This is a genomic window from Aeromonas popoffii, assembly GCF_037818705.1.
Classification (GTDB): Bacteria; Pseudomonadota; Gammaproteobacteria; order Enterobacterales; family Aeromonadaceae; genus Aeromonas; species Aeromonas popoffii.
The window spans coordinates 2446005-2470303 of sequence record NZ_CP149129.1 but is presented as its reverse complement, the minus strand read 5'-3'; the positions used below and the strand labels follow the sequence as shown (position 1 = coordinate 2470303).

At 61.4% G+C, this 24299-nt stretch carries 18 protein-coding genes; 15 read left to right on the top strand and 3 right to left on the bottom strand.

What is annotated here, in order from left to right:
- The first annotated feature begins 209 nt into the window (after positions 1-209).
- From WJM78_RS11245 to WJM78_RS11200, 10 genes are all read left to right on the top strand, one after another.
- The gene (locus WJM78_RS11245; RefSeq protein ID WP_339009257.1) at positions 210-2342 is read left to right on the top strand and encodes a sigma 54-interacting transcriptional regulator; all 2133 of its coding nucleotides are present in this window, start codon (positions 210-212) and stop codon (positions 2340-2342) included.
- A complete protein-coding gene (gene fdhD / locus WJM78_RS11240) occupies positions 2339-3190 on the top strand; it encodes a formate dehydrogenase accessory sulfurtransferase FdhD (protein ID WP_287146473.1) in 852 nt (283 codons plus the stop codon). The genes WJM78_RS11245 and fdhD overlap by 4 nt, the downstream gene beginning before the upstream one ends.
- A gap of 196 nt (positions 3191-3386) precedes the next feature.
- Positions 3387-3989, top strand: a complete 603-nt coding sequence (gene recR / locus WJM78_RS11235) for a recombination mediator RecR (RefSeq protein WP_042034260.1) — start codon at positions 3387-3389, stop codon at positions 3987-3989.
- Positions 3990-4184: 195 nt separating this feature from the next.
- A complete protein-coding gene (gene htpG / locus WJM78_RS11230; protein WP_339009256.1) occupies positions 4185-6098 on the top strand; it encodes a molecular chaperone HtpG in 1914 nt (637 codons plus the stop codon).
- Between the two features lie 256 nt (positions 6099-6354).
- Positions 6355-6999: an adenylate kinase gene (gene adk / locus WJM78_RS11225; RefSeq protein WP_108535583.1), complete on the top strand. Its 645-nt coding sequence runs from the start codon at positions 6355-6357 to the stop codon at positions 6997-6999.
- Positions 7000-7087: 88 nt separating this feature from the next.
- Positions 7088-8062 carry a ferrochelatase gene (hemH, locus tag WJM78_RS11220; RefSeq protein WP_042034256.1) on the top strand — a complete coding sequence of 325 codons (975 nt, stop codon included), beginning with the start codon at positions 7088-7090 and terminating at the stop codon, positions 8060-8062.
- A 73-nt stretch (positions 8063-8135) separates the two neighbouring features.
- On the top strand, positions 8136-8528 hold the full coding sequence (locus tag WJM78_RS11215; protein WP_042034254.1) for an MAPEG family protein: 393 nt from the start codon (positions 8136-8138) through the stop codon (positions 8526-8528).
- Between the two features lie 185 nt (positions 8529-8713).
- Positions 8714-10018, top strand: a complete 1305-nt coding sequence (locus WJM78_RS11210) for an inosine/guanosine kinase (protein WP_339009255.1) — start codon at positions 8714-8716, stop codon at positions 10016-10018.
- Between the two features lie 182 nt (positions 10019-10200).
- Positions 10201-10563, top strand: coding sequence for a DUF2750 domain-containing protein (locus WJM78_RS11205; protein WP_339009254.1), 363 nt, complete (start codon positions 10201-10203; stop codon positions 10561-10563).
- Between the two features lie 169 nt (positions 10564-10732).
- The gene (locus WJM78_RS11200; RefSeq protein WP_042034250.1) at positions 10733-11227 is read left to right on the top strand and encodes a hypothetical protein; all 495 of its coding nucleotides are present in this window, start codon (positions 10733-10735) and stop codon (positions 11225-11227) included.
- Here the strand turns inward: WJM78_RS11200 and WJM78_RS11195 are convergent.
- Positions 11190-12830, bottom strand: coding sequence for an EAL domain-containing protein (locus tag WJM78_RS11195; protein WP_339009253.1), 1641 nt, complete (start codon positions 12828-12830; stop codon positions 11190-11192). The genes WJM78_RS11200 and WJM78_RS11195 overlap by 38 nt on opposite strands.
- A gap of 188 nt (positions 12831-13018) precedes the next feature.
- Here WJM78_RS11195 and glgC point away from each other — a divergent pair, with 188 nt between their 5' ends.
- Positions 13019-14293, top strand: coding sequence for a glucose-1-phosphate adenylyltransferase (gene glgC / locus WJM78_RS11190; RefSeq protein ID WP_042034247.1), 1275 nt, complete (start codon positions 13019-13021; stop codon positions 14291-14293).
- Positions 14294-14389: 96 nt separating this feature from the next.
- On the opposite strand, the gene WJM78_RS11185 is transcribed toward glgC, so the two are convergent.
- Complete coding sequence (locus WJM78_RS11185) at positions 14390-16387, bottom strand: hypothetical protein (RefSeq protein ID WP_339009252.1); 1998 nt, start codon at positions 16385-16387, stop codon at positions 14390-14392.
- 145 nt (positions 16388-16532) lie between these two features.
- Complete coding sequence (locus tag WJM78_RS11180; RefSeq protein WP_042034245.1) at positions 16533-17084, bottom strand: lipoprotein; 552 nt, start codon at positions 17082-17084, stop codon at positions 16533-16535.
- 325 nt (positions 17085-17409) lie between these two features.
- Between WJM78_RS11180 and WJM78_RS11175 the strand changes: the two genes are divergently transcribed.
- From WJM78_RS11175 to amoF, 4 genes are read left to right on the top strand one after another with little or no spacing between them, the layout of a single operon-like run.
- Positions 17410-18573, top strand: coding sequence for an isochorismate synthase (locus tag WJM78_RS11175; RefSeq protein ID WP_339009251.1), 1164 nt, complete (start codon positions 17410-17412; stop codon positions 18571-18573).
- Complete coding sequence (locus tag WJM78_RS11170; RefSeq protein ID WP_339009250.1) at positions 18570-20246, top strand: (2,3-dihydroxybenzoyl)adenylate synthase; 1677 nt, start codon at positions 18570-18572, stop codon at positions 20244-20246. The genes WJM78_RS11175 and WJM78_RS11170 overlap by 4 nt, the downstream gene beginning before the upstream one ends.
- 17 nt (positions 20247-20263) lie before the next feature.
- A complete protein-coding gene (locus tag WJM78_RS11165; RefSeq protein WP_339009249.1) occupies positions 20264-21175 on the top strand; it encodes an isochorismatase family protein in 912 nt (303 codons plus the stop codon).
- Positions 21172-24276, top strand: a complete 3105-nt coding sequence (gene amoF / locus WJM78_RS11160) for an amonabactin biosynthesis non-ribosomal peptide synthetase AmoF (protein WP_339009248.1) — start codon at positions 21172-21174, stop codon at positions 24274-24276. Before WJM78_RS11165 ends, amoF begins: the two co-directional genes overlap by 4 nt.
- Positions 24277-24299: the final 23 nt, after the last annotated feature.

The window sequence follows — 24299 nt, the reverse complement described above, 5'->3', positions numbered from 1 at the left end:
AATATATCCCCGATAGCAATGTTATTTTTTGTTGTCGTTCGTTAATAACCGCTCTGGAATGGCAACATGCGACACGTTTCGTCACCGCTTTTCTTATTGGCAGCCCTCTTGATGGGCTGCGGCTATTTATGTTGGTGACGTGATCTGGTCGTGATGCGATGGCATGGACAGCCTGACGGGTGACTAAATCGATATAACGCGAGGCCGCAATGCTAAATGTGAGTGCCATCCCCCTGGACGAGATCTCTCCCATCTGGGACGACGGTTTCCTCCTGCTCTCCAAATCCCTCCTGTCGGCCGTGACGCTCGATGATTTTATCCACAAACTCAACAAGATAGATGCAAGCTTTGGCGGCGTGACCCGGGTCAACCTGATCCTCAACATGGGTGCAGGTGAGGAGGCCATCTTCTACTTCATGGGACATTCCGGCCCAAAGCACCTTGTCTGCCCCAAGGCAGAACTGCACTTTCCCCCTTGTCCCGCCCGAGAAGCCCAGGAGCAGGCCATCATTCTTGCGGCCGCCCACTTTGAGAATCGCAGCCCCTCCCTTGAGGCAGAAGGCATTTATGCCGGGCTGCGCTCCTACTGCCAGCTCCCCATCACCACCGCCCGCAGCCATCTTGGTGGGGTCGAGTTTATCAACACCCGGCTCGACAATTTCACCATGGAGACGCTGGCCAAGCTGACCCAGCTGGCGGCCATCGTCGCCATTGCGCTCGAAAACGTGCTCGACAAGGAGCGCACCCTGGAGCAGGCCAACTCCCTGCGCCTTGAGCGCGACAGCTGCAAGATCCTGGTGGATGTGACCAATGCGGTGATTAAATTAGTGCGCATCGCCGAGTTGCCCAAGAGCCTGTTTGCCATCTTGCAGCATCACTTCGCCATCAGCAGCCTGTGTCTGGCGGAGTACAACGCTACCTCCGACAGTTTCAAGAGCTATCTGGTCAATCAGCAGGCGTGCGATCAGCCCGGTATCATCAACCACTCCTGTTTCGAGAAGCGCTGTTTGCAGGGGGCGCTTGGCCACAGCGAACCCTTCTTCATCTATCGGGATCAGGGCCACGGCTGTGATGCGAGTTGCCGCTTCACCTCCCAGATATTGCCGACCGATGCGGACAGCTCCTGCATTCTGCCGCTGCGCTATCGGGGTAATCTGCTGGGGGTCTTGATCCTCTCTCACCGGAATGCGGACTTTTTTGCCGACATCGATATCTCCCTGCTGGAGCAGGTGGCGGCCCGCACGGCGATTGCCATGAACAACGTGCAGGCGCAGCAGGAGATCTCCAACACCACGGGGGCCCGCGAGAAGACGATCCGGGTGGCGGAGCTCGAACCCAACGCCGATTTCTCCAGCATCATCTATCAAAGCGCCGCCATGGCGAGCGTGTTGGAGAAGGTGAAACTGGTGGCCCAGAGCGACTGCTCCGTGCTGATCCTGGGGGAAACCGGCACCGGCAAGGAGCTGATTGCCCAGGCCATTCATCGGCTGAGTGCCCGCCACGAGCAGGAGATGGTGAAGGTGAACTGCGCCGCCATTCCCACCGGGCTTATCGAGAGCGATCTGTTCGGCCATGAGAAGGGGGCCTTCACCGGCGCCTTGGCCCAGCGCATCGGTCGCTTCGAGCGGGCCCACAAGGGCACCCTGTTTCTCGACGAGGTGGGGGACATGCCGCTGGACTTGCAGCCCAAGCTCTTGCGGGTGTTGCAGGAGCACGAGCTGGAGCGGGTCGGCAACAGCAACCCCATCGCCATCGATGTGCGGCTGGTGGCCGCCACCAATTGCGATCTGCTCTCCATGGTCAAGAACAAGCGTTTTAGAAGCGATCTCTACTACCGGCTCAACGTCTTTCCCATCGAGCTGCCGCCCCTGCGCGAGCGGCGTGAAGACATACCGCTGCTGGTCAATTTCTTTATCAAGAAGATCGCCAAGCGGATGCGCCGCAACATCACCTCGATCCCCGCAGATGCCATGAAGATGCTGGTGTCGCTCCCCTGGTACGGCAACATTCGCGAGCTGGAAAACATCATAGAGCGCGCTGTGGTGATGACCCGGGGCCATGTGCTCAACCTCTCCCCCGACGAGCTGATGCCGCTCAAGGGCTATCACAAGATAGAGACCCTGGTGTATGACGAACCCGCCTCGCCGCTGTTTGCCAACGAGGCGCCGACCGATGAGCGCGAGGCGATCATCGCCGCCCTGCGCGATTGCAACGGCATCGTCGCAGGTGACAGGGGGGCCGCTGCACGCCTTGGCATGAAACGCACCACCCTGCTGTCGAAGATGAAGCGGCTCGGTATCTCGGCCAGAGATCCCGAGATCATCGATGGGGTCGCCTCATGAGGGGGGAGACAGAGACAAGCCTGCCGGAGGAACACGCAGAGCAAAGCGAATTGTCCCGCTGCGCCATCCATCGTGAGGTGGTGCACTATCGTGCCGATACACTGACCTGCGACAGCGAGATGGAACTGCCCTCCGAGACGCCAGTGGCGCTGGTCTATAACGGCATCGCCCACAGCGTCATGATGTGTTCGGCCTCTGATCTGGAGGATTTCGCCATCGGCTTCTCGCTCTCTGAGGGGATCATCGACAGCCTCCACGACATGCACGACATCGAGCAGATTGACGGCTGTCAGGGGATTGAGCTTCATATCACCCTGGCCAACCGCTGTGTGCATCGCCTTAAAGAGAAGCGGCGCACCATGGCGGGGCGCACCGGTTGCGGCATCTGTGGCAGCGAGAGTCTGGCGCAGGTGATCCGCACCCAGCCAAGGCTGCCCGACAGCCAGCGTCTGGCGGTGGGTCATATCGACAAGGTGCTGACCGCCCTGCGCCCGCTCCAGTTGCTAGGCCTGCGCACCGGCGCCACCCATGCCGCGGTGCATCTGGACGGGGAGGGCAATATTCTCGCCATCCGTGAGGATGTGGGGCGCCATATCGCGCTGGACAAGCTGGTGGGGCATTTGTGCCGCACCGGTCGACGGGATGGCGCCATTCTGGTGACCAGCCGCGCCAGCTTCGAGATGGTGCAAAAGTGCGCCAGCGCCGGGGTGGAGATTTTGCTCGCCATCTCGGCCGCCACTGAGCTGGCGGTCGAGCGGGCCGAGCAGACCGGGCTCACCCTGGTGGGGTTTTGCCGTCCGGGCCGCGCCGAGATCTACTGCGGCCGTCAGCGTATCGGGCTGGGGTAGTCTGGTCATGGCCGCTGTCTCATGCGGTGGGCGACGTCATCGGGCCGGCAGGCACAAGGCCATTGGCGGACGGGGGGCGGCTCGGGTATAGTCCTGCGCCAACAAGATTGGTTCGGCTGGGCGAAGAGCAACCCGCACCCGCAAGGGCCGCCTGCGGTTACCGCCCGCCGACACAGCGTCAAAGGATACTTAGCCCATGAAATTCAGCCCCTTGCTGGATGAGATGATGAAGGCCCTGCAAGTGCTGCCGGGGGTCGGTCCCAAGTCGGCCCAGCGCATGGCGTTTACCCTGCTCGAGCGCGAACGCAGTGGCGGTTTTCGCCTGGCCCAGCTGCTCAACCGGGCGCTGACCGAGATAGGCCACTGCAGCCATTGCCGCACCTTCACCGAAAACACGCTTTGCGAGATCTGCACCAATCCCAAGCGGGAAGAGAGCGGCCTGCTGTGCGTGGTGGAGAGTCCGGCGGACGTGGCCGCCATCGAGCACACAGGCCAGTTCTCCGGTCGTTACTTTGTGCTGATGGGACACCTGTCACCCCTCGATGGCATAGGCCCGGAAGAGCTGGGGCTGGAGATCCTGGAGCGGCGTCTGAAGGCGGAGTCCATCAGCGAGCTGATCCTGGCCACCAACCCCACCATTGAAGGGGATGCCACCGCCTGGTACATAGCCGACATGGCCCGCGCTGCCGGCGTCAAGGTGAGCCGGATTGCCCACGGCGTGCCGGTGGGGGGCGAGTTGGAGCTGGTGGATGGCACCACGCTTTCTCACTCCTTGATGGGGCGTCAGCCCCTTAACTAAGTTCGCGTCAGTCACTTGTTTTTCAAACCCGCCCCGGCGGGTTTTTTGTTTGGCCGATGGGCTGCGTTTGTCAGTGCGCTGGCGCAAAAATCGCCATTCGCACCGTCAGCAGACTTGTCCCCCTTGAAATGGGGATCCCAGGCCCCATCTTGTATCAGGAATGTGTTCAACCCGAATCGCCTGAGGATAGTGTCGATGACCCAAAGCGTTCATGCCGAAACCCACGGGTTTCAGACTGAAGTCAAACAACTGCTGAGCCTGATGGCCCACAGCCTCTACTCCAACAAAGAAGTGTTCCTGCGCGAGCTGATCTCCAACGCCTCCGATGCGGCGGACAAGCTGCGCTTCAAGGCGCTTTCCGATGCCTCTTTGTTTGAAAACGACGGCCAGTTGCGCGTTCGCCTGGTGGTTGATAAAGAGAATCGGACCCTGACCATCTCCGATAACGGCATAGGTATGAGCCGGGATCAGGTGATTGAGCATCTGGGTACCATCGCCAAGTCTGGCACCGCTGACTTTTTCAAAAACTTGTCCGGTGATCAGGGCAAGGATTCCCAGTTGATTGGTCAGTTCGGGGTCGGTTTCTACTCCGCCTTCATCGTGGCCGACAAGGTAACCGTGGTGTCCCGCGCCGCCGGTACCGAGCCTGAGCAAGGCGTGCAGTGGGAATCGGAAGGGGAAGGCTCCTTCACCGTGGCCGATGTGACCAAAGCCGGTCGTGGTACCGACGTCATCTTGCACCTGCGAGCAGAAGAGAGTGAGTTCCTCGACGACTGGCGTCTGCGCGCCGTGGTCGCCAAGTATTCCGACCACATCAGCGTGCCGGTGGAGATGTACAAAGAGGGCACCCCGGACCGTGAAGAGGATGGCGAAACCATCGTCGGCACGCCGGGCGAGTGGGAGCAGGTCAACCGTGCCACTGCCCTGTGGACGCGCAGCCCGAAAGAGATCAAGGACGAGGAGTATCAGGAGTTCTACAAGCACGTCGCCCACGATTTTGAAGATCCGCTGCTCTGGGGTCACAACCGGGTGGAAGGGGCGCAGGAGTACACCAGCCTGCTCTACGTGCCGGCCCGTGCTCCCTTCGATCTCTACAACCGGGATCAGAAACACGGCCTGAAGCTGTACGTGCAGCGCGTCTTCATCATGGACGACGCCGAGCAGTTTATGCCGGCTTACCTGCGCTTCGTCAAAGGGGTGCTGGACTCCAACGATCTGCCGCTCAACGTCAGCCGTGAAATTCTGCAAGACAACAAGGTGACTGTCTCCCTGCGCAAGGCCTGCTCCAAGCGGGTGCTGACCATGCTGGCCAAGCTGGCCAAGGATGACAGCGAGAAGTACGCCAAGTTCTGGAGCGAGTTCGGCAACGTGCTCAAAGAGGGCCCGGCCGAGGATCACACCAACCGCGAAGAGATCGCGAAGCTCCTGCGCTTTGCCAGCACGGCGGGCGAGGGCGAAGCCCAGACCGTCTCTCTCGAGGATTACGTGGGCCGCATGAAGGAAGGCCAGCAGAAGATTTACTACATCACTGCTGACTCCTACGCTGCCGCCAAGAACAGCCCGCACCTCGAGATCTTCCGCAAGAAGGGCGTCGAAGTGCTGCTGATGTGGGAGCGCGTCGACGAGTGGCTGATGAGCCACCTGACCGAGTTCGATGGCAAGCAGCTGGTCTCGGTGACCCGTGGCGAGCTGGATCTCGGCGAGCTGGAGGACGAGGCATCCAAGCAGGCGCAAGAAGAGGCCGAGAAGGTCAACGCCGGTCTGGTCGCGCGCGTCAAGCAGAGCCTGGCCGATGCGGTGAAAGAGGTGCGAGTCACCCACCGTCTGACCGATTCACCCTCCTGCATCGTCACCGACGATCACGGCATGAGCACCCAGATGATCAAGCTGATGCGCGCAGCCGGCCAGCCGGTACCTGAGCAGAAGTACATTCTGGAGCTCAACCCCGACCATGCGCTGGTGAAGAAGCTCGACACCATCGAAGACGAGGCGCTGTTCGGCGAGTGGGTTACCCTGCTGCACGAACAGGCCCAGCTGGCAGAGCAGGGCGGTCTGAATGATCCGGCGAGCTTCGTCTCCCGTATCAACCGTCTGTTACTCCTGGCATGATGTTTCGGCCCACTGCATGCAGTGGGCCTTTTTTATATGGCGCTTGCCTGACAAGGGGCAAGCGCCTCTCCTTGTTATGGAGGGCGCTGCATTTTCACTCATTTTTTCAGGGTAGCGTTGCGGCTCGAGTCGCCTCGCCGCTTTGGTAACATGGTGAAAAATAAGCCACTCACACGGGGCAAGCTTGTGAAAATGAGCGAAACCGTGTAGTTTTTTGCCTTCTCAAGAATTGAATAACCAAGCAATAGGAGCGTGTATGCGCATTGTTCTGTTGGGGGCTCCGGGTGCCGGTAAAGGTACTCAGGCTCAGTTCATCATGGAAAAACACGGTATTCCGCAGATCTCCACCGGCGACATGCTGCGTGCGGCGATCAAGGCGGGCACCGAGCTGGGCCTCAAGGCCAAAGCCGTGATGGACGCAGGTCAGCTCGTCTCTGACGACATCATCATCGGCCTGGTCAAAGAGCGTATCGCCCAACCGGATTGCGCCAACGGCTTCCTGCTGGATGGTTTCCCGCGCACCATTCCCCAGGCGCAAGCCATGAAGGATGCCGGTGTTGTGGTCGACTTCGTGCTGGAGTTTGCTGTGCCGGACGAAGAGATCGTCAAGCGCATGAGCGGTCGTCGTGTCCACTCCGGCTCGGGCCGTACCTACCACGTGGTGTTCAACCCGCCGAAAGTGGAAGGCAAGGATGACGTGACCGGTGAGGATCTGGTGATCCGTGCCGATGACGAAGAGACCACAGTGCGCAAGCGTCTGGATGTCTACCATCAGCAGACCGCGCCGCTCATCGGTTTCTACGGTAAAGAGGCGGACGCGGGCAACACCCGTTACGTCAAGATCGACGGCACTCAGCCGGTGGATCTGGTCAGCAAGCAGCTGGCAACCATACTGGGCTAAGCCCGCCATGGCTCGTGCCGATGGCAATTGAGACAAGGGCCCGGCATGGGCCCTTTCTTGCATTCAGACAGGAAGACAGGACGCTAACGTGACCACGAAAACCGGGATCTTGCTGGTCAATCTGGGGACCCCAGCCGCGCCAACCACGGCCGCCGTCAAGGCCTTTCTCAGCCAGTTTCTGCACGACCCGCGGGTGGTCGACCTGCCTCGCTACCTCTGGTGCCCGCTGCTCCACTTTATCATTTTGCCGACGCGCTCCCCCAGGGTGGCCAAGCTTTATCAGCAGGTGTGGACAGAGCAGGGCTCGCCGTTGATGGTGATAAGCAAGCAGCAGCGCGCGGCGCTGGAGCAGGAGCTCAAGCGGGAAGGGGTCGAGGTGCCGGTGGAGCTGGCCATGACCTATGGCTCGCCCTCCATCAACGATGGCTGGCAGGCGCTCAAGGCCAAGGGGGTCAACCGGGTTATCCTGCTGCCGCTCTATCCGCAATATTCGGTCAGCACCACGGCCCCGGTGTTCGATGCCTGGGCCAAAGCGATGAAGAAAGAGCGCAACCTGCCGGTGGTACGGCTCATTCGTGATTACCATGCCCACCCCGAATACATTCAGGCGCTGGCCATGAGCGTGCGCCGCCATTGGGAGCTGCACGGGCAGGGAGATCACCTGCTGATGTCGTTCCACGGTATTCCGGAGCGTTACGAGAACGAAGGCGACCCCTATGGTCACCAGTGTCGCCACACTGCTTCTCTGCTGGCTGAGGCGCTCGGGCTCGAGGCCGGCCAGTGGACCGCCACTTTCCAGTCCCGTTTTGGCAAGGAGGAGTGGCTCAAGCCCTACACGGACCTGACCATCGCCGGCTTGCCGGCGACCGGTATCAAGCGGCTCGATGTGGTTTGCCCGGCCTTTTCTGCCGACTGCCTTGAAACCCTGGAAGAGATCGAGGTGCAGAACCGGGAGATCTTCATGGCCGCCGGTGGCGAGCAGTTTGAATACATACCGGCTCTCAACAGCGATCAGGCCCACATTCGCATGATGGTGTCCCTCATCTGCCGCGAGCTGGCATGATGAGCACCTTGCCCGCAGCGCGAGCCGACCAGGTTTTTTCCGCGTTCAAGATCCAAGGATAAGGAGTGCTATGATGATGCATATCACGCTGATTTACGCGGGCCTGCTGGGGCTGTTGTTCCTGCTGCTCTCCTTCTGGGTGGTCAAGCGCCGTGCCCAGTTCAAGGTGATGATAGGGGAAGGGGAGGCGCCCGAGATGCGCTCTGCGATCCGCGCCCACGGCAATTTCGCCGAGTACGTGCCGCTGACCCTGCTGCTGATGGCCCTGTGTGAACTGGCGGGGGTCGGTGCGCTCTGGTTGCATCTTGGCGGTCTCTGCCTGCTGGTAGGGCGCATACTGCATGCCATCGGTATCCAGATCCCCAGGGCCCCCAATATGCCACGGCTGTTTGGTACCCTGCTGTTCTGGCTGGCCCTGGGACTCTTCTCCGTGCTGGCCCTGGTGCAGGGGCTCTCGTTCGGCTGATCTCCTGGTCTTTGCTGACTGAAAAACCACTTCACGGTGAAGTGGTTTTTTGATGGGAATGGGATAAACGTTTTCCTCTGCAGCCCTTGTCTATACTGACGCCCTATTTTAATCAGGCGACTTTTCGGCGCGGCGGATTGTGTTAAAATCCCGCCCCTCTTTCCCCCAGAGCACAGAACATTGCCATGAAATTTCCCGGTCAGCGCAAGTCCAAACACTACTTCCCGGTCGACAGGCGTGATCCCCTGATCCCGCAAAATCCCCTGCTTACCGAACTTGGCAAAGCCTATGTGGTGGGAATCGATCAGACCCTGGTGGACATCGAAGCCCATGTGGATGAGGACTTCCTGAACCGTTATGGTCTGAGCAAGGGCCACTCTGTGGTGATCAGTGACGATGTGGCCGAACGGGTCTACGAAGAGCTCAAGGCCAACAACATGGTGGTGAGCGAGTTTGCCGGTGGCACCATAGGCAACACCATGCACAACTACTCTGTGCTGGCGGATTCCCACTCCATCCTGCTTGGCGTCATGAGCCAGGATATCCGCATCGGCAGCTACGCCTACCGCTATCTGTGCAACACCTCTTCCCGCGTCAACCTCGATTACCTGCAGCCGGTGGATGGCCCGGTCGGTCGCTGCTTCACCTTCATCACCGAGTGCGGTGAGCGCAGCTTTGGCATCAACGCCGGCAAGATGGATCACCTCGATGTGGCGCACATTCCCGAAGCCGTCATCAAGGAGTCCTCCGCCCTGGTGATCACCGCCTATCTGGTGCGCGGTGAAGATGGCACTCCCATGAAGGAGGCCGCCATGGCTGCCGTGCGCTACGCCCGCGAGGCTGGCGTGCCCGTGGTGCTGACGCTGGGCACCCGCTTCGTCATTGCCGAGAATCCCCAGTGGTGGCGCGATTTCATCGCCGAGAACGTGACTGTGCTGGCGATGAATGAAGATGAGGCCGAGGCCCTGACCGGCATTGCCGATCCCCTTGGCGCCGCTGACAAGGCGCTGGACTGGGCCGACATGGTGCTCTGCACTGCCGGTCCCATCGGCCTCTACATGGCGAGCTACACGGAGGAAGACTACAAGCGCGAGACCACTCATACCCTGCTGCCCGGTGTCATCCCCGAGTTCAACATGTATGAGTTCAGTCGTCCCATGGCCCGTGACAAGTGCCGCAAGCCTGCCCGCATCTACTCCCACATCTCCCCTTACATGGGGGGCCCGGAGAAGATCAAGAACACCAACGGGGCAGGGGATGGCGCGCTTTCTGCCGTGCTGCACGACATGGTGGCCAACGCCTATCACCGCATGAATGTGCCGAACTCCGCCAAGCACATGTCCGAGTTTCTGACCTACTCCTCCCTGGCCCAGGTGTGCAAGTACGCCAACCGGGTCAGCTATGAGGTGCTGGCCCAGAGCAGCCCGCGCCTCTCTCGTGGTCTGCCCGAGAAGGAAGACAGCCTGGAAGAGGTTTACTGGGAGCGTTAATCCCGGCCATGGCAAACGCCTCCTTCGGGAGGCGTTTTATCAGGTAAAACACGGCATCGGGCAGTTTTTTGTGCGAATAATCCCAAGATGCTTGAGTCCATGTCACTTTTGCGACACCATTTGGCCACCGCATTGCCACTCGGCACTGCCGTGGCCGCAGCACCCGATAAAGAGAGAGCCCCATGAGTAAGTTAACTGACAATCTTGACGCCAATTTCCAACTGTTCATCGAAGAAGTCCGCGAGTCGGGTCAGGTGTGGGGCTTGCGTTACGGTGAAGACTGGGTCGTCTGCCGCTCTGCCGAATTTGAAGATGCCGATGTGATGCCGCTCTGGTCGGCCGAGGTCGATGCCCGCCTGCATTGTGTGGACGAGTGGGCCGACTACGAGCCGGAAGTGATCGAGCTGGAAGAGTTCCTCGACATCTGGATCAACGATCTGGACGAGGACGATGTGCTGATCGGCCCGAACTGGAATGCCGATCTGGAAGGCCAGGAGATCGAACCCATAGAATTGGCCAAGGCACTGGTCGAACTGGACGCCTGAACCGTTCTGCATTGATGGCCACGGCCATCGGATGCCTGAAGAACCGATATCCGCGAGGATGTCGGTTTTTTTATGGCCCGCGTACAGAATGCTGAATGAAAAGGCGATTTGGCTTTGCACCTGTAGGGGGTATGGTCCATCATCAACCTTTTGCCGAGCGGGAGGAGCCATGTTTGTATTCGACGTAACCGGCATCGCAGGGGAGCGCGCCGAGATCCGGGTCCAGGCGCTGGACTGGGGGCAGAGCGGCCCCGTCACCTTCAGCTGCGATGACGATCAACTGGCCGTGCTGCTGTTAACCGGGTGCCGCTGCGATGCAGTGGGTTTCTTCAATCTGCTGGCGGGCTGCAAGCCGCTTTATCTCGAACAGTGGCTCTCCTATTTGCAAGAGACTGGCCGCATCGCCAAACAGGGCAGTCAGCTGGAGAGCCCTGCCCAGAGCGATTACCTCGCCAGGGCCGGCTTCGAGCACGAAGAGCTTAATGGCCTGCTGGGCCAGATCTATCAGGTGGCGGGGTTCAACCGCCTGCAGATCAACCGTTACCTCAAGAATCGCCACAATCCCACCACCCTGGCGACCCGTTACGATCAGAAGGAGCTGGAACGTTATCGCCAGCTCAATGACATCATTCTGACTCTGCTGAAGTTGAAGCGTCCTCAGTAAACAGGCCAAGGTGGCTGATATCCGGCCGCAACGGCTGGGGCTTGGCGATGAGATAACCTTGCAACCCGTCCACGTACATGCTCTGTAGCAGTTGTTTCTGGCCAAGCTGCTCCACCCCTTCCGCTATCACCTGGCAGCCCATGCGGTGTGATACATCAACGATCATCCGCACGAACTGCTGATTGGTCAGGTCCTGCTCCAGCCCTGTGAGCAGGGCAGGATCCAGCTTGATGTAGTCGGGTTTTAGCTCGCGAAACAGAGTAAACGACCCTATCCCCTTGCCGAAGTTGCAGATGGCGGAACGACTGCCGTTGCGTCTGAGCAGCTCGAACACCCGCTTGGCCCCCGTCATGTTGCGCTCCAGATGCTCCTCATCCAGCTCGAATACCAGATTGGCGCTGGTGTTGGGATCCTTGAGCAATTGCCGGTCGAGCCAGATCAGGAAGGCGCTGTTTTGCAACAGGTTGCTGGAGAGGCTGATGCCCCAGCGGCTCTGGTTGGCGCCGAATGCCCGGTACTGGCGCATGACGTGGATGATCAGCATCTGCTCCAGTCGCATCACCATGTCCAGCCGTTGAGCCATGGCAAACAGGGTGTCGGTCGGCAACACAGTGCCGTCGGCGCCGCTGAAGCGGGCATAGATCTCGTTGTAGGCCAGCATGCTGGGGTGCATGGGCTGGATGGGCTGATAGGTAAAACTGATGTGCTCCTGCTCCAGCAGATCATTGAGCACCAGCTTCCAGTGGTGCTGGCCCTGCAGTTCCACCACGTCATCGTCCTGTTGAATGGCCCAGCCGTTGACCGTTTCGGTCTGGGCGTGGGCCAGAGCCAGATCCGCCCGTGCCAGAATCGCCTCTATCTTCTGCCCGCTGCTCAGGCGTGTTAGCCCCGAGTAGGCGGCGCTCTCCAGTTCATGTTGCTGCTGATAGTGGTCGAAGGCGACTTTCAGATCCCGGCCGAGCAGGGGCGGCGGTATGTTGGCCACCGGCTGCACCAGCACGGCGAAGTCGGCTCCCGAGATGCGATAGACCTGATGACCCGGGAATCGGCCGACCACCCGGGTGATGAGATTGGCAATATCCTTGATATAGGCATCCCCCGACTGAAAGCCGCGCTGGGCATTGAGCTTGCCAAGTTCGGTGGCGCGGATCAGCACCAGGGTGGCGGTCTGGGTATCCTGATCCCGCTGCAGCAACGCCGTCATGTCGCGCCGGAACGCGTGGCGGTTTTGCAATTGGGTCAGCTCATCCTGGGTCGCCTGATGGTGTAGCTCGCTGATCTGACGGTGGGCGTCGAGCTCGGCTTCACTGAACCGGGTCAGCAGTTGTTGCAAGGCCTCCTGGGCCGCCGGGCTCTCCAGACAGGCGGGATCGCGCAGTCGCAGTGCCGTGAGCCAGACTTGTTCCTGCTGATCACGCTCGGCGTTGCGGGCGCGATAGGCCAGCATGAACAGCAGGCCAAAGCCGAGCAGGGTCGTGCCGACGATGAGGATCAGGGTGAAGGGGGTTGCCTGTACGGCGAGCCAGATACCTTGTAACAACAGCAGAGCAACACAGGTGATGGCCGCGATCAGTAACAGGTTACTCCCGAGCTTGTTCAACATCTTGTCATCCTTGATGATTCGTGTGATGTTGAAATTCTAACCAAGCTCAGGGTGTAAAGCATGGGATCCCGCTCACCTCCTGGAAAAGGGCCAATTGAAATCGGTTAATTGTGAGTGAAACCACTTTCACAGGTGCCGAAACAGGCGAAGATGGGTTGAAAATAGATCAAACAAGGCAGAGGTAAATCATGTTGTTAGAGCCCGAAAATAGTGCCAAAGCACGACAATTATTGAACCAGAGTATGGCACTGGTGCTGGCGGGTGGACGTGGCAGTCGCCTGAAGCAGTTGACTGACAACCGCGCCAAGCCTGCCGTCCATTTCGGTGGCAAATTCCGGATCATTGATTTTGTGCTCTCCAACTGTATCAACTCGGGGATCCGCCGCGTTGGTGTGGTCACCCAATACAAGTCTCACAGCCTGCTGCGCCACTTGCAATCGGGCTGGTCCTTCCTGCGTTACCAGATGAACGAATTCATCGACCTGCTGCCTGCCCAGCAACGGGTAGATGAGGTGCACTGGTATCGCGGCACCGCCGATGCCATCTACCAGAACGTCGACATCATCCGTGACTACGGCCCCAAATACCTGGTGGTGCTGGCGGGGGATCACATCTACAAGATGGATTACGCCGCCATGCTGCTTGATCACGTGCGTCTCGGTGCCAAGGTGACAGTGGCTTGTATCGAGGTGCCACGGGCAGAGGCGTCTGCCTTCGGGGTCATGGATATTGACGAGCAGCGCAAGATCCGCGCCTTCGTGGAGAAACCGGCCAATCCGCCTGCCATGCCGGGTTGCGAGGATCGCTCGCTGGCCTCCATGGGGATCTATATCTTCGAGGCGGAGTACCTCTATCAGCTGCTGGAGGAGGACATTCTCAATCAGGACTCCAAACACGACTTCGGGATGGATGTGATCCCCCGTATCGTGGAGGAGGGGATGGCGTTTGCTCACCCCTTCAACATGTCCTGTGTCGGGGCGCGCGAGGGGCAAAAGCCCTACTGGCGTGACGTGGGCACCCTGGATTCGTTCTGGGAAGCGAACATGGATCTCGCCTCTGTACTGCCCGAGCTCGATATCTACGATCAGAACTGGCCCATCTGGACCAGCCAGACCCTGACGCCACCGGCCAAGTTTGTGCAGGATCGCAATGGTCAGCACGGCATGACCATCAACTCCATGTTCTCGGGCGGCACCATCGTCAGCGGCTCGTTCGTGCTCAACTCGGTGCTCTTTACCAATGTGCGGGTGCACTCCTTCTGCACCCTGGATCAGGCCATCATCTTCCCCGGGGTCGAGATTGGCGCCGGTTGCCGTCTGCGCCGGGTGGTCGTGGATAAAGGGTGTGTCCTGCCCGATGGGCTGGTGGTGGGCGAGAATGCCGATGAGGATAGCCGCCGCTTCTACCGCTCCGAGCAGGGGATCGTGCTGGTGACCAAGGAGATGCTGGACAAGCTGGTTTAGCCGGGTTGTGAAAAAAGTACCTTGAAACTGTGTCAGACGCTGTCATGCAAAGGGAGCCAGATTGGCTCCCTTTTTCATGCTGGTGAAGGGCGATGATTACTCGCTTACCACCGCTTTGGCGGCCATCACCATGGCGGTGCCGTGCTGGCCACCGGCGGCGGTCACTTGCGGTACGCCATCTTCGTCGGTGTCGCTGCCGGCACCTTCGATGATGTTCTCGCCGGAGTCACCGATCCACTCGGCCATCTGCATGCCGCCGTTGACGGTGCCACGGAACCAGCTGACGTACTGACCGGTCAGCTTGGCCAGCTCCAGCTCGGGCGCCTTCTCGGCCCCTTCGTTGCGCAGGTTCAGCATGGCAGAGCGCAGGGCGCCGGAGATGGCAGCCTGGGTCCAGGGGGTGTATTCACCCTGTTTACCCGCCAGCCAGGTGCCGGCTTTCTGATTGAAGTAGGCCTTGTCGGTCGCGATGAACAGCTCGCGGGCGGCCGTGCGGTACTTTGCATCGGAGGTGGCGAGGAAGGCGGCGGTCAGACCACGGATGGCCGCGAACTGCGCATCGATGGAGTGGCCAGCGTCGAGCTTGCCGCCCAGGGTGGCGCCGTCATGCACCAGACCGTTTTTGCCCTTGAGATTGGCAAGGATGAAATCGGCCTGCTTGCGGATCAAATCGAGTGCCTGCTGACCCTGTTTGGTCTTGAGGTTCAGCTCGCCATTGTCACCGGCGGCGTAACCGACTGGCAGCGCATCCTGAGCGCGCTGGAAGATCTGCAGGGCGACCAGGGCGTAAGCGGCGTCAAAGGTGGTGACGTGCTTGCCCTGTTTGCCCGCCTGCCAGCTGTCGACCAGGGTGCCGGCCTTGGCATCAAAGTGCAGGGCGGCCAGGTTCTTGAAGGTGAGGTTGGAGAGATTGATCGCCAGCGAGAAGGCATCGCTGCCCGCGACTGCCTTGCCCAGATCATTGGCCTGGTTGGCAGCCGGGGCGGCGGCAAACGGCGCGCCGTCAAACACGGCGTGGAAGGCCGCGTTCTGGTTGGTGTTGGCGCTGCGCTGATCGCTGAAGGCATAGAACTCGGAGAGCGGCCACAGCATCATCCAGGCATCGCGTAGCTGGGCGGAGTCATCCACCACTTCCAGCTTGCCGATGGCGCCCACGTCATGCTTGCTGGTTTCGGTCACTTTCACCTGATGGGGGAAGTAGACGACGCCCTTGGCCGGATCGTATTGCGGGGTGATCCTGGCGCCCAGTTGCTTGCCGTCGAAGCCGAGCTGGTTCTGCATGATGGTCAGCTTGTCGATGGATTGCTCGGTCAGCATCATGCCGTTGAAACCGTCAGCGGCGGAGACGCCCAGCTTGTGCTTGCCATCCTGATCCATGGTGGCGGAAGCCGCTTCCACCTCTTCATCGGTTTCCGCCACGTGCATACCGCCGAGGAAATCCTGGGACCACATCACCTCTTTGAGCAATATGCCGCCCACGGCTGCGGGCACCAGCAGGTTGTCACTGCCGCTCCAGCGCAGGGTGGTGTAGTCGCGGAAGTAGGCCGGTATCAGTGTCCTGACGCTCTTCTCGTTGCCCTTGGCGGTCTTGATGGTGATCTGATCGCCGTTGACCGGGGTGGTGTTCACCGCTTGCGCAAACTCCGGATTGGCGGAGGCATAGGGCAGGGAGAGGGGATACATGCCTTGTGGCACTTCATCGGCCGGGAAGCCAACGGCATCGGCCATGGCCAGTACCCGTTGCCCCAGAGAGGCCATGGTGCCGCCACGGGCCAGGTTTTGCGGCCCGTTCACCAGATGAGGACCCATGCCGGATTGGTAGTTGAGGGCGTACATGGCCTCTTCGGAGTACTCGTAGGATTCGATGCCAGCGGCGAAGTCGAACGGAGTTGGCTCATTGGCGCGGTTGGCGTCCAGCACATCCAGATCCAGACCGAGGGCCTCGGCCAGCGGCTCGCCGGAGAGTTCGAACTCGGTGTAGGCCAGCATGTTGGCGGCGGTATTGAATGTTTTGTCTTCGACTTTGACGGCGGCGTGTGCGGCACCGCTCAGGAGGGCGCAGGCGATCGCCTGGACCAGTACGGTTTTTCTCATGTCCCTTCTCACCATATGTTTGATTTTATTATGACGCTTCTCATGAATCTAAATGAGAATGGTGCGCATTATGTACCAAGGTGGGGGGCTTGAGAAGAAAAAGCCGCGCCCGGGGGTTTAAGAGCAGAGGGGCACGGCTTGGGGGTCACAGCAGTTTGAAGGGGATGACCAGTCGGCCGGGCTCCACCTTGAGTGCCCCGACTTTCTCCTTGATCCTGGCTTCGTTCTTGCGACTGTCATCCAGCCGGTAGACGGGCGTCTGGGAGAGGAACAGCGAGAGCGACTGGTTGAAGGTGGGCAGCAGTGGTGTGAGGGCGGCACCCACGTCGGCTGGCTCTGTCTGGATTGAGATGAGTTCGAGGTCACGCAGGTAGATGGCACCCTGCTCGGCCACATAGTCGGGGCGAGCGCTGAGGGAGATGCGGATCTTCACCTGCTGGCTGCCAAGGGGGCTGCTGACCTGCAGATCACCGGCAGCATCAAGTTCCACCCGATCGGCGCTGGCGCGGCCGATGCGGCTGTGCATCTCATCCAGGCGGATCTTGCTCGACATGATGCCGGGGATCCCCAGCTGTTTCTCGAAGGCGACCCTCTCTTTGAGGTATTGGTTGATTTCACCTTCGCTGACGTTGTACTGGGTGAGCGAACAGGCTGCCAGCAGCAGGCTGAGAGGGAGCAGAAGCAGGTACTTTAACATCGACAGTTCCGTAAGTTGAGGGACGTGACCAAACAGAGGGCGCCATCTTAGGGGGAAATACCCCTGGCTGCCAGTCTGAGCACGCGGCTCCCGTTTTTGCCGCCGCCTCATATGGGGTATGGAATATGTATTCATACGAGCAACCCCTTAGATGCCTGGCATGGCAGGCCGCCAGTGGCGCGGTTTGTCCAATATCCACAGATAAGTTCCAGTTTTATCGATATAAAAATCCCATTGACCGGGTGATTTCAAAGCGAGTATTTTACCGCCCCACAAATGCAAACTGATAATCATTATCATTTTGAATCATATTTGAGGGTGTAACGTGGATACTCTTGTGATGGAAAATAGCGCGCCTGCCCAGGCTGCGTCCCCGCCCGATTTCTTGTTTACCTCAAGTCAGGGCACGATCAGCGCCTACGACCTGGGTCAGCCTATCACCACGCCCGCCTGCGAATGGTCCTTGCTGGAGCGACAGATAGCGAGGGCTCTGGCGGCGGCCGAGGCCGCAGGGCAAGCTAATCCGCTGCTGATCGGCGCCTTCGCGTTCGACCCGGCCGACGCCTCCTGCCTCTATGTGCCCGGCCGTTATGAGCGGGGAGTGCGAACGCCCGCAGCGGAGCGTGCCGCCGAGACCAACCAGGTCATCTCGGTGCAGAGCACGCCGGCGGCGGCCGAATTCAAGGCCTCGGTCAGCTCGGCGCTAAATGCGTTTGCACAGGGTCACCTTGCCAAGGTTGTGTTGTCGCGCAAGCTGATCCTCACGCTGCACAAGCCCGCCGATCCCGAGCAGGTGCTGGCCCGCCTGATGAGCCAGAACCCCCATGCCTTTCACTTCTCCCTGCCGCTCGGGCAAGATCGCCGCTTGCTCGGCGCCAGCCCGGAGCTGCTGCTGCGGGTCAGCGGGGGCGAGGTCTTCACCCATCCGCTGGCGGGCTCTGCCAAGCGCTACGGCGAGCCGGAGCAGGACCGGCAGGTGGCCCGCGATCTGCTGGCCTCCCGCAAGGATCAGCATGAACACAAGTTGGTGATCGACGAGATCCGCCGGGTGCTGACCCCGCACTGCCGCGAGCTGGCCATTCCCGCCAATCCCACCCTGATGAGCACGGATACCCTCTGGCATCTGGGCACGCCCATCGCTGGCCAGCTGCATCCGGGTCAGGCTTCTGTGCTCTCCCTGGCCTGCCAGCTGCATCCGACCCCGGCCCTGTGCGGTTATCCCACCGAGCTGGCGCGTCAGTTTATCCGCGAGCAGGAACCCTTCAGACGCGCCCTGTTCAGCGGCATCGTCGGCTGGTGTGACAGCCAGGGCAATGGGGAGTGGGCCGTGGTGATCCGCTGCGGTGTGCTCAATGGCCATCAGGTGGAGCTGTTTGCCGGCGCCGGCATAGTGGCAGGCTCGGATCCCGCCATGGAGTGGGCCGAGACCGGCACCAAGCTGGGCACCATGTTAAACGCCCTGGGCCTTGGCAGTGAGGTGGCGCTATGACTCAGGCCAACCGCTTCCTGCCTTACACCCGCTGGCCCCGGGAACTGGCCGAGCAGTATCGTGCCAAGGGCTATTGGCGCGGTGAGCCCCTGACCATCATGCTGGATCGCCAGTGTGAAGTGGCGCCGGATGCCACTGCCATCCTCTGCGGCGAGCGCAGTGTCAGTTATCGCGAGCTGGATGAAGGCGCCAGTCGGCTGGCCGGGCGGCTCGTTCGTCATGGCTTCAAGGTGGGCGACACAGCTCTGGTGCAGCTGCCCAATGTGGCCGAGTTCTATCTGGTGTTTTTCGCCCTGCTCAAAGCGGGGATTGCGCCGGTCAACGCCCTCTTTAGCCACAACCGGCTGGAGCTGGCCTCTTACGCCGAGCAGATCCGACCCCGGCTCTTTATTGGCTCGCTCGCCCATTCGCTGTTTGCCAATGGGGATCGCAACAGTGACTTGCTGCGAAGCATAGGCGCCGAGCTGGCGCTGCTTGATGGCGAGAACGGGGAACTGGGGCTGACTCATTGGCTGAGTGATCAGGCCAAGAGCGAGGGATGGGCCGTCCCCGCCTATGGCCCGAGTCCGGCGGACGAGGTGGCCTTCTTCCAGCTCTCCGGCGGCAGCACAGGCACCCCCAAGCTCATCCCCCGCACCCATGACGACTATTACTACAGCGTGCGCCGCAGCGTTGATCTCTGCGGGCTGGGCCCCCATACCCGCTATCTGTGCGCCCTGCCGGCCCCCCACAACTTCCCCCTGAGCTCCCCCGGGGCGCTGGGGGTGTTCGAGGCGGGCGGCGCCGTGGTGCTGGCGCCAGATCCCGGTCCCATGAGCTGTTTTCCGCTGGTAGCCCGCCACCGCATCAACCTCACCTCCCTGGTGCCGCCAGCCGTCGCCCTCTGGCTGCAAGCGGCCGAATCTGACCCGGCCGTGCGCAGCCAGCTTGCGAGCCTCGACGTGCTGCAGGTGGGGGGCGCCAAGCTGGCCGAAGCGGTGGCCAGAAAGATCACCCCGCTGCTCGGCTGCCGGTTGCAACAGGTGTTCGGCATGGCGGAGGGGCTGGTCAACTACACCCGGCTCTCTGACCCCGACGAGAAGATCATTCACACCCAGGGCTGCCCCATGAGCCCGGACGACGAGGTGCGCATTCTGGACGAGGCGGGCAACCCGGTCGCCCCCGGCCAGCCCGGTGCCCTGCACACTCGTGGCCCCTACACCTTCCGTGGTTACTACCAGAGCCCGGCCCACAACGCCCGGGTGTTTGATAGCGAGGGCTTCTACTGCTCCGGCGATCTGGTGGTGCAAGACCAGGACGGCTACCTGACGGTGGTGGGGCGGCAAAAGGATCAGATCAACCGGGGCGGCGAGAAGATAGCGGCGGAAGAGGTGGAAAACCAGCTGCTGCACCACCCGGCCATCACCCAGGCGGCCCTGGTCTCCATGCCCGATAGCGCCATGGGGGAGAAGAGCTGCGCCTTTATCGTCAGTGCGGATCCCGGGTTAAAGCCGCTGGCCTTGCGCAAGTTTCTGCGCGCGCGCGGCGTGGCGGACTTCAAGCTGCCCGACCGTTTCGAAACCCTGGATGCCCTGCCCATGACGGCGGTGGGCAAGATTGACAAACAGGGGCTGCGTGCACGTATCGCCGAGATCATCGCCGCAAGCCAGCCCCTGACAACAGCTCAAAACTAAAAAGGAATCATGACGTTATGGCTATCCCAACCCTGAACAACTACGCCATGCCCAAGCAGTGGAAGGCCAACAAGGTCAACTGGACGCTGGAGCCCAAACGCGCTGCTTTGCTCATTCACGATATGCAGGAGTACTTCACCGCGTTTTATGGCGAGAACAGCCCGCTGATCGCCACGCTCACCGAGCGTCTGGCCGCGGTGCGCAAACAGTGCAAGGCCCTCGGCATCCCGGTCTACTACACGGCCCAGCCCAAGGATCAATCCCCCGACGATCGCGCCCTGCTCAACGACATGTGGGGCCCGGGTCTGAACACGCGCCCCGAGCTGCAGCAGGTGGTGGCAGGGCTGCGCCCTGAGAGCGACGATAGCGTGCTGGTCAAGTGGCGCTACAGCGCCTTCCAGCGCTCCGAACTCGAGCTGGTGCTCAAAGCCCAGGGGCGGGATCAGCTCATCATCGGCGGCATCTATGGTCACATCGGCTGCATGATGACCGCCTGCGACGCCTTCATGCGCGACATCCAGCCCTTCTTCCTGGCAGACGGGGTGGCGGACTTCTCCCAGGCCGATCACCAGATGGCACTGGACTATGTGGCGACCCGCTGCGGCAAGGTGATCCCCTGCGAGGAGGTGCTGGCACTTGCACCAGCTTCCACTTTCGCCGCCCAGACCAATCCATTACTGACCTACGAGGGACTCAAGGCGCGGCTGTTGAGCCATATCGATGAGGACGAAGGGGAGTTTGACCCGGACGAGAACCTCATCGACTACGGTCTGGATTCGGTGCGCTTCATGTCCCTGCTCACCGAGTGGCGCGCCGCCGGGGTGGAGCTGGGTTTCGTGGATCTCGCCAAGCTGCCGACCCTTAACGGCTGGTGGCGTGTGATCGAAACAAAGCTTGCCGAACAAAAGACCCTGGAGGTGACCCCATGAGTCGCTTCCCGCTGACCATACCCCAGCAGGGGCTCTGGTCCGGTCATCTACTCAACGACGACAAGGCGATGTTCAACACCGCCGAGTGTATCGCCTTCGATGGCAAGGTCGACGCAGCCCTGCTGGTGGCGGCACTCACCCGGGCTGTGGGTGAGTGCGAGGCGCTCAAGGGCCATTTTGAAGACGATGGGGAGGCGGTCGGTTTCGTCTCCTCCAATGCGCCACTCACCTATGACGAGGTGAACCTTAAAAGCGACGACGAGGCTGCCGCCCGCGACTGGGCTTGGGCCGATCTGCGCCGCCCGTTCGCATTGACCGAGGCGGCTCCCTGCCGCTTCGCTCTGCTGCGTGGCCCCGGCCGGGATTACCTCTACAGCTGTGTGCACCACATCGCCCTGGACGGCTTTGGCACCACCTTGCTGTTCCAGCGCATCGCCGAACTCTATGGCGAAGGGCTGGCCGGGGCTGCGCCGTCGCCATCGCCGTTTGGCCTGCTGGATGAGGTACTGGCCGAAGAGCGGGCCCGCGAGGAGAGCGGCAAGAACGCCGCCGCTCGCACCTTCTGGCAGGCGCAATTGCAGGCTTGGCCCGAGGTGACATCCTTTAGCGACACTCGCGCCCCCATCGCCGCCGAATTTATTCGCGAGAGCCGGCCCCTGCCGGCGGCGCTGTGGCAGGCGCTGACCGGCTTTGCCGACGAACATAAGCTGGGCTGGCCCGATCTGCTGCTGGCCGGCCTCTCGGCCCAGCTCTCCCTTGCCAGCGGCCAGCAACAGACCCTGCTCGGCCTGATGATGATGAACCGCATCGGGTCGGCGTCGCTAACCGTGCCCTGCATGCAGATGAACATCACGCCGCTGGCGCTGGTGCTCGACGAGGGGCTGGATCTGGCGGGGGCCGCTGGGGCCGTGGCCAAGGCCAAGCGCGGTGTGCGCAAGCACCAGCACTACCGCTATGAGCTGCTGCGCCGAGACCTGGGCCTGGTGGGAGGAGACAAGCGATTGTTCGGCCCCCTGGTCAACATCATGCCGTTCGATCACGCCCGCCGCTTCGGGCCGCTCAGTGCCCATATCCTCAACATCAGCGCCGGGCCGGTGGAGGACCTCACCATAGAGGTGCAGGTGGGGGCCGATGGTCAACCCAGACTGGATCTGGATGCCAATCCCGGTTGCTATCAGCAGGCCGATCTGGCGACTATCGCCGATACCCTGTTCGCCCTGCTGGGCCGCTGGCTCACCGAGCCCGCCCAGACCCTGGGCACCCTCAAGGCCGACTGGCTGGCCGAGCAGCGGCTGGGATCCATGATCACGGCTCCGGCTCACGAAGTGATCAAGGTGCGCCCTGTGCTGGACGCGCTCGGCCACTTCGCCGCCCAGACCCCGAACAAGATCGCCCTGATACAGGGGGAGGCGAGCGTCAGCTATGAGGTGCTGTTGGCTCGTTGCGAGCAGATGGCAGCGGCCCTGCAGGCTGCCGGCGTTGCCCCCGGCGACAAGGTGGGCGTCATGCTGGCCCGCAGCCCCCAGGCCATCTTCGCCCAGCTGGCGGTGCTGTTGGCGGGCGCCGTCTATGTGCCGCTCGACCCCGAGCAGCCGCTGGAGCGCCAGGGCCATATCCTGCGCCTTGGCGAGGTCAAGACCCTGATCACCCAGGCGGAGTATCGCCACAAGCTGGCCAGCCTGTTTGAAGGCCGTACCCTCTTGGCGGGGGATCTGCTGAGCGACAACCGCTTGAATCAGCCGGCCGCTGGTCGCGCCGTCGCTTACCTGATGTTCACCTCGGGCTCGACCGGTCTGCCCAAGGGGGTGGCGGTCAGTCACGGGGCGCTCGATCACTTCGCCGCCGCCGCCCGCTGCCGCTATCACCTGGATGAAGGAGCGCGGATGCTACAATTTGCCCCCTTCAACTTCGACGCCAGCATAGAGGAGGTGTTCGCCACCTTAAGCGCTGGCGCTACCCTGGTGCTGCGCACCGACACCCTGCTCGAATCCATGCCCACCTTTGCAGCCGGGGTGGAGGAGATGGGGATCACCCACCTCGATCTGCCCACGGCGTTCTGGAACGAGTGGGTGGTGGCGCTGACGGCGGGCCAGGCCCACATTCCCTCGGGATTGGCCACCGTCATCATAGGCGGCGAGGCGGTCTACCCCGAGCAGTTGGCCCAGTGGCAGCGGCAGGGTCGCGCCGACGTGCGCCTGTTCAACACCTACGGCCCCACCGAGACCACTGTGGTGGTCGCCACCCAGGAGCTGCAGCAGGAAGACCCGAACCAGACCCAGCTGCCCATCGGCCTGCCGCTGCCCGGCATGCAGGCGCTCATTCTGGGGGCAGGGGATCAGCCAGCCAGCGAGGGTGAGTTGGTGCTGTTCGGCCCGCAGCTTGCCAACGGCTATGTGGGTGGCGTGCAGGGGAGCTTTGAGACCCTTCGGGTCGGTGAGCAGGCGCTGCCCGTCTATCGCACTGGCGACAGGGTGCGGCTGGTGGCTGGCCGCCTGGTCTATCTCGGTCGGCGCGACAACGAATTCAAGATCAGCGGCTATCGCATCCAGCCCGGCGAGGTGGAGGCCCAGTTGCTGGTCCTGTCCGGGGTGGACGAGGCCTGCGTGCAGGGCATTAGCCTTGGCAGCGTGCGCCGGCTGGTGGCTTTCGTGGCAGGCTCCGAGCGCGACAGCCGGGCCATCAAGGCGCAGCTCGCCAAGGTGCTGCCCGTCGCCATGATCCCCACCGACTATCGCCACTATGACCAGCTGCCCCGTACCGGCTCCAACAAGCTGGATCGCAAGGCCCTGCTGGCTCAGTACCAGGGGGGGGGCGAGGCGCTACTCCTTGGCAAAGAATCCCTCGGCAGCGAGACGGAGAACCGGGTTGGCGCCATCTGGCAGCAGATCCTGGGGCTCGCCACCATGGCGCCTGCGGACAACTTCTTCGAGCTGGGGGGCCAGTCCCTGCAGACCATACAGATAGTGAACCGGCTCGGTGCCGAGTTCGGGGTGCAGGTCAAGGTCTCCGACGTGTTCGATCATCCCCGTCTCGATGACTTCTGCCGCTTCCTCGACGGCAAGCTGACCGAGGATGAAGAGAGCGTGGAGATGGTCTGGTGATGGGGTGCGTGAAGATGGAACAG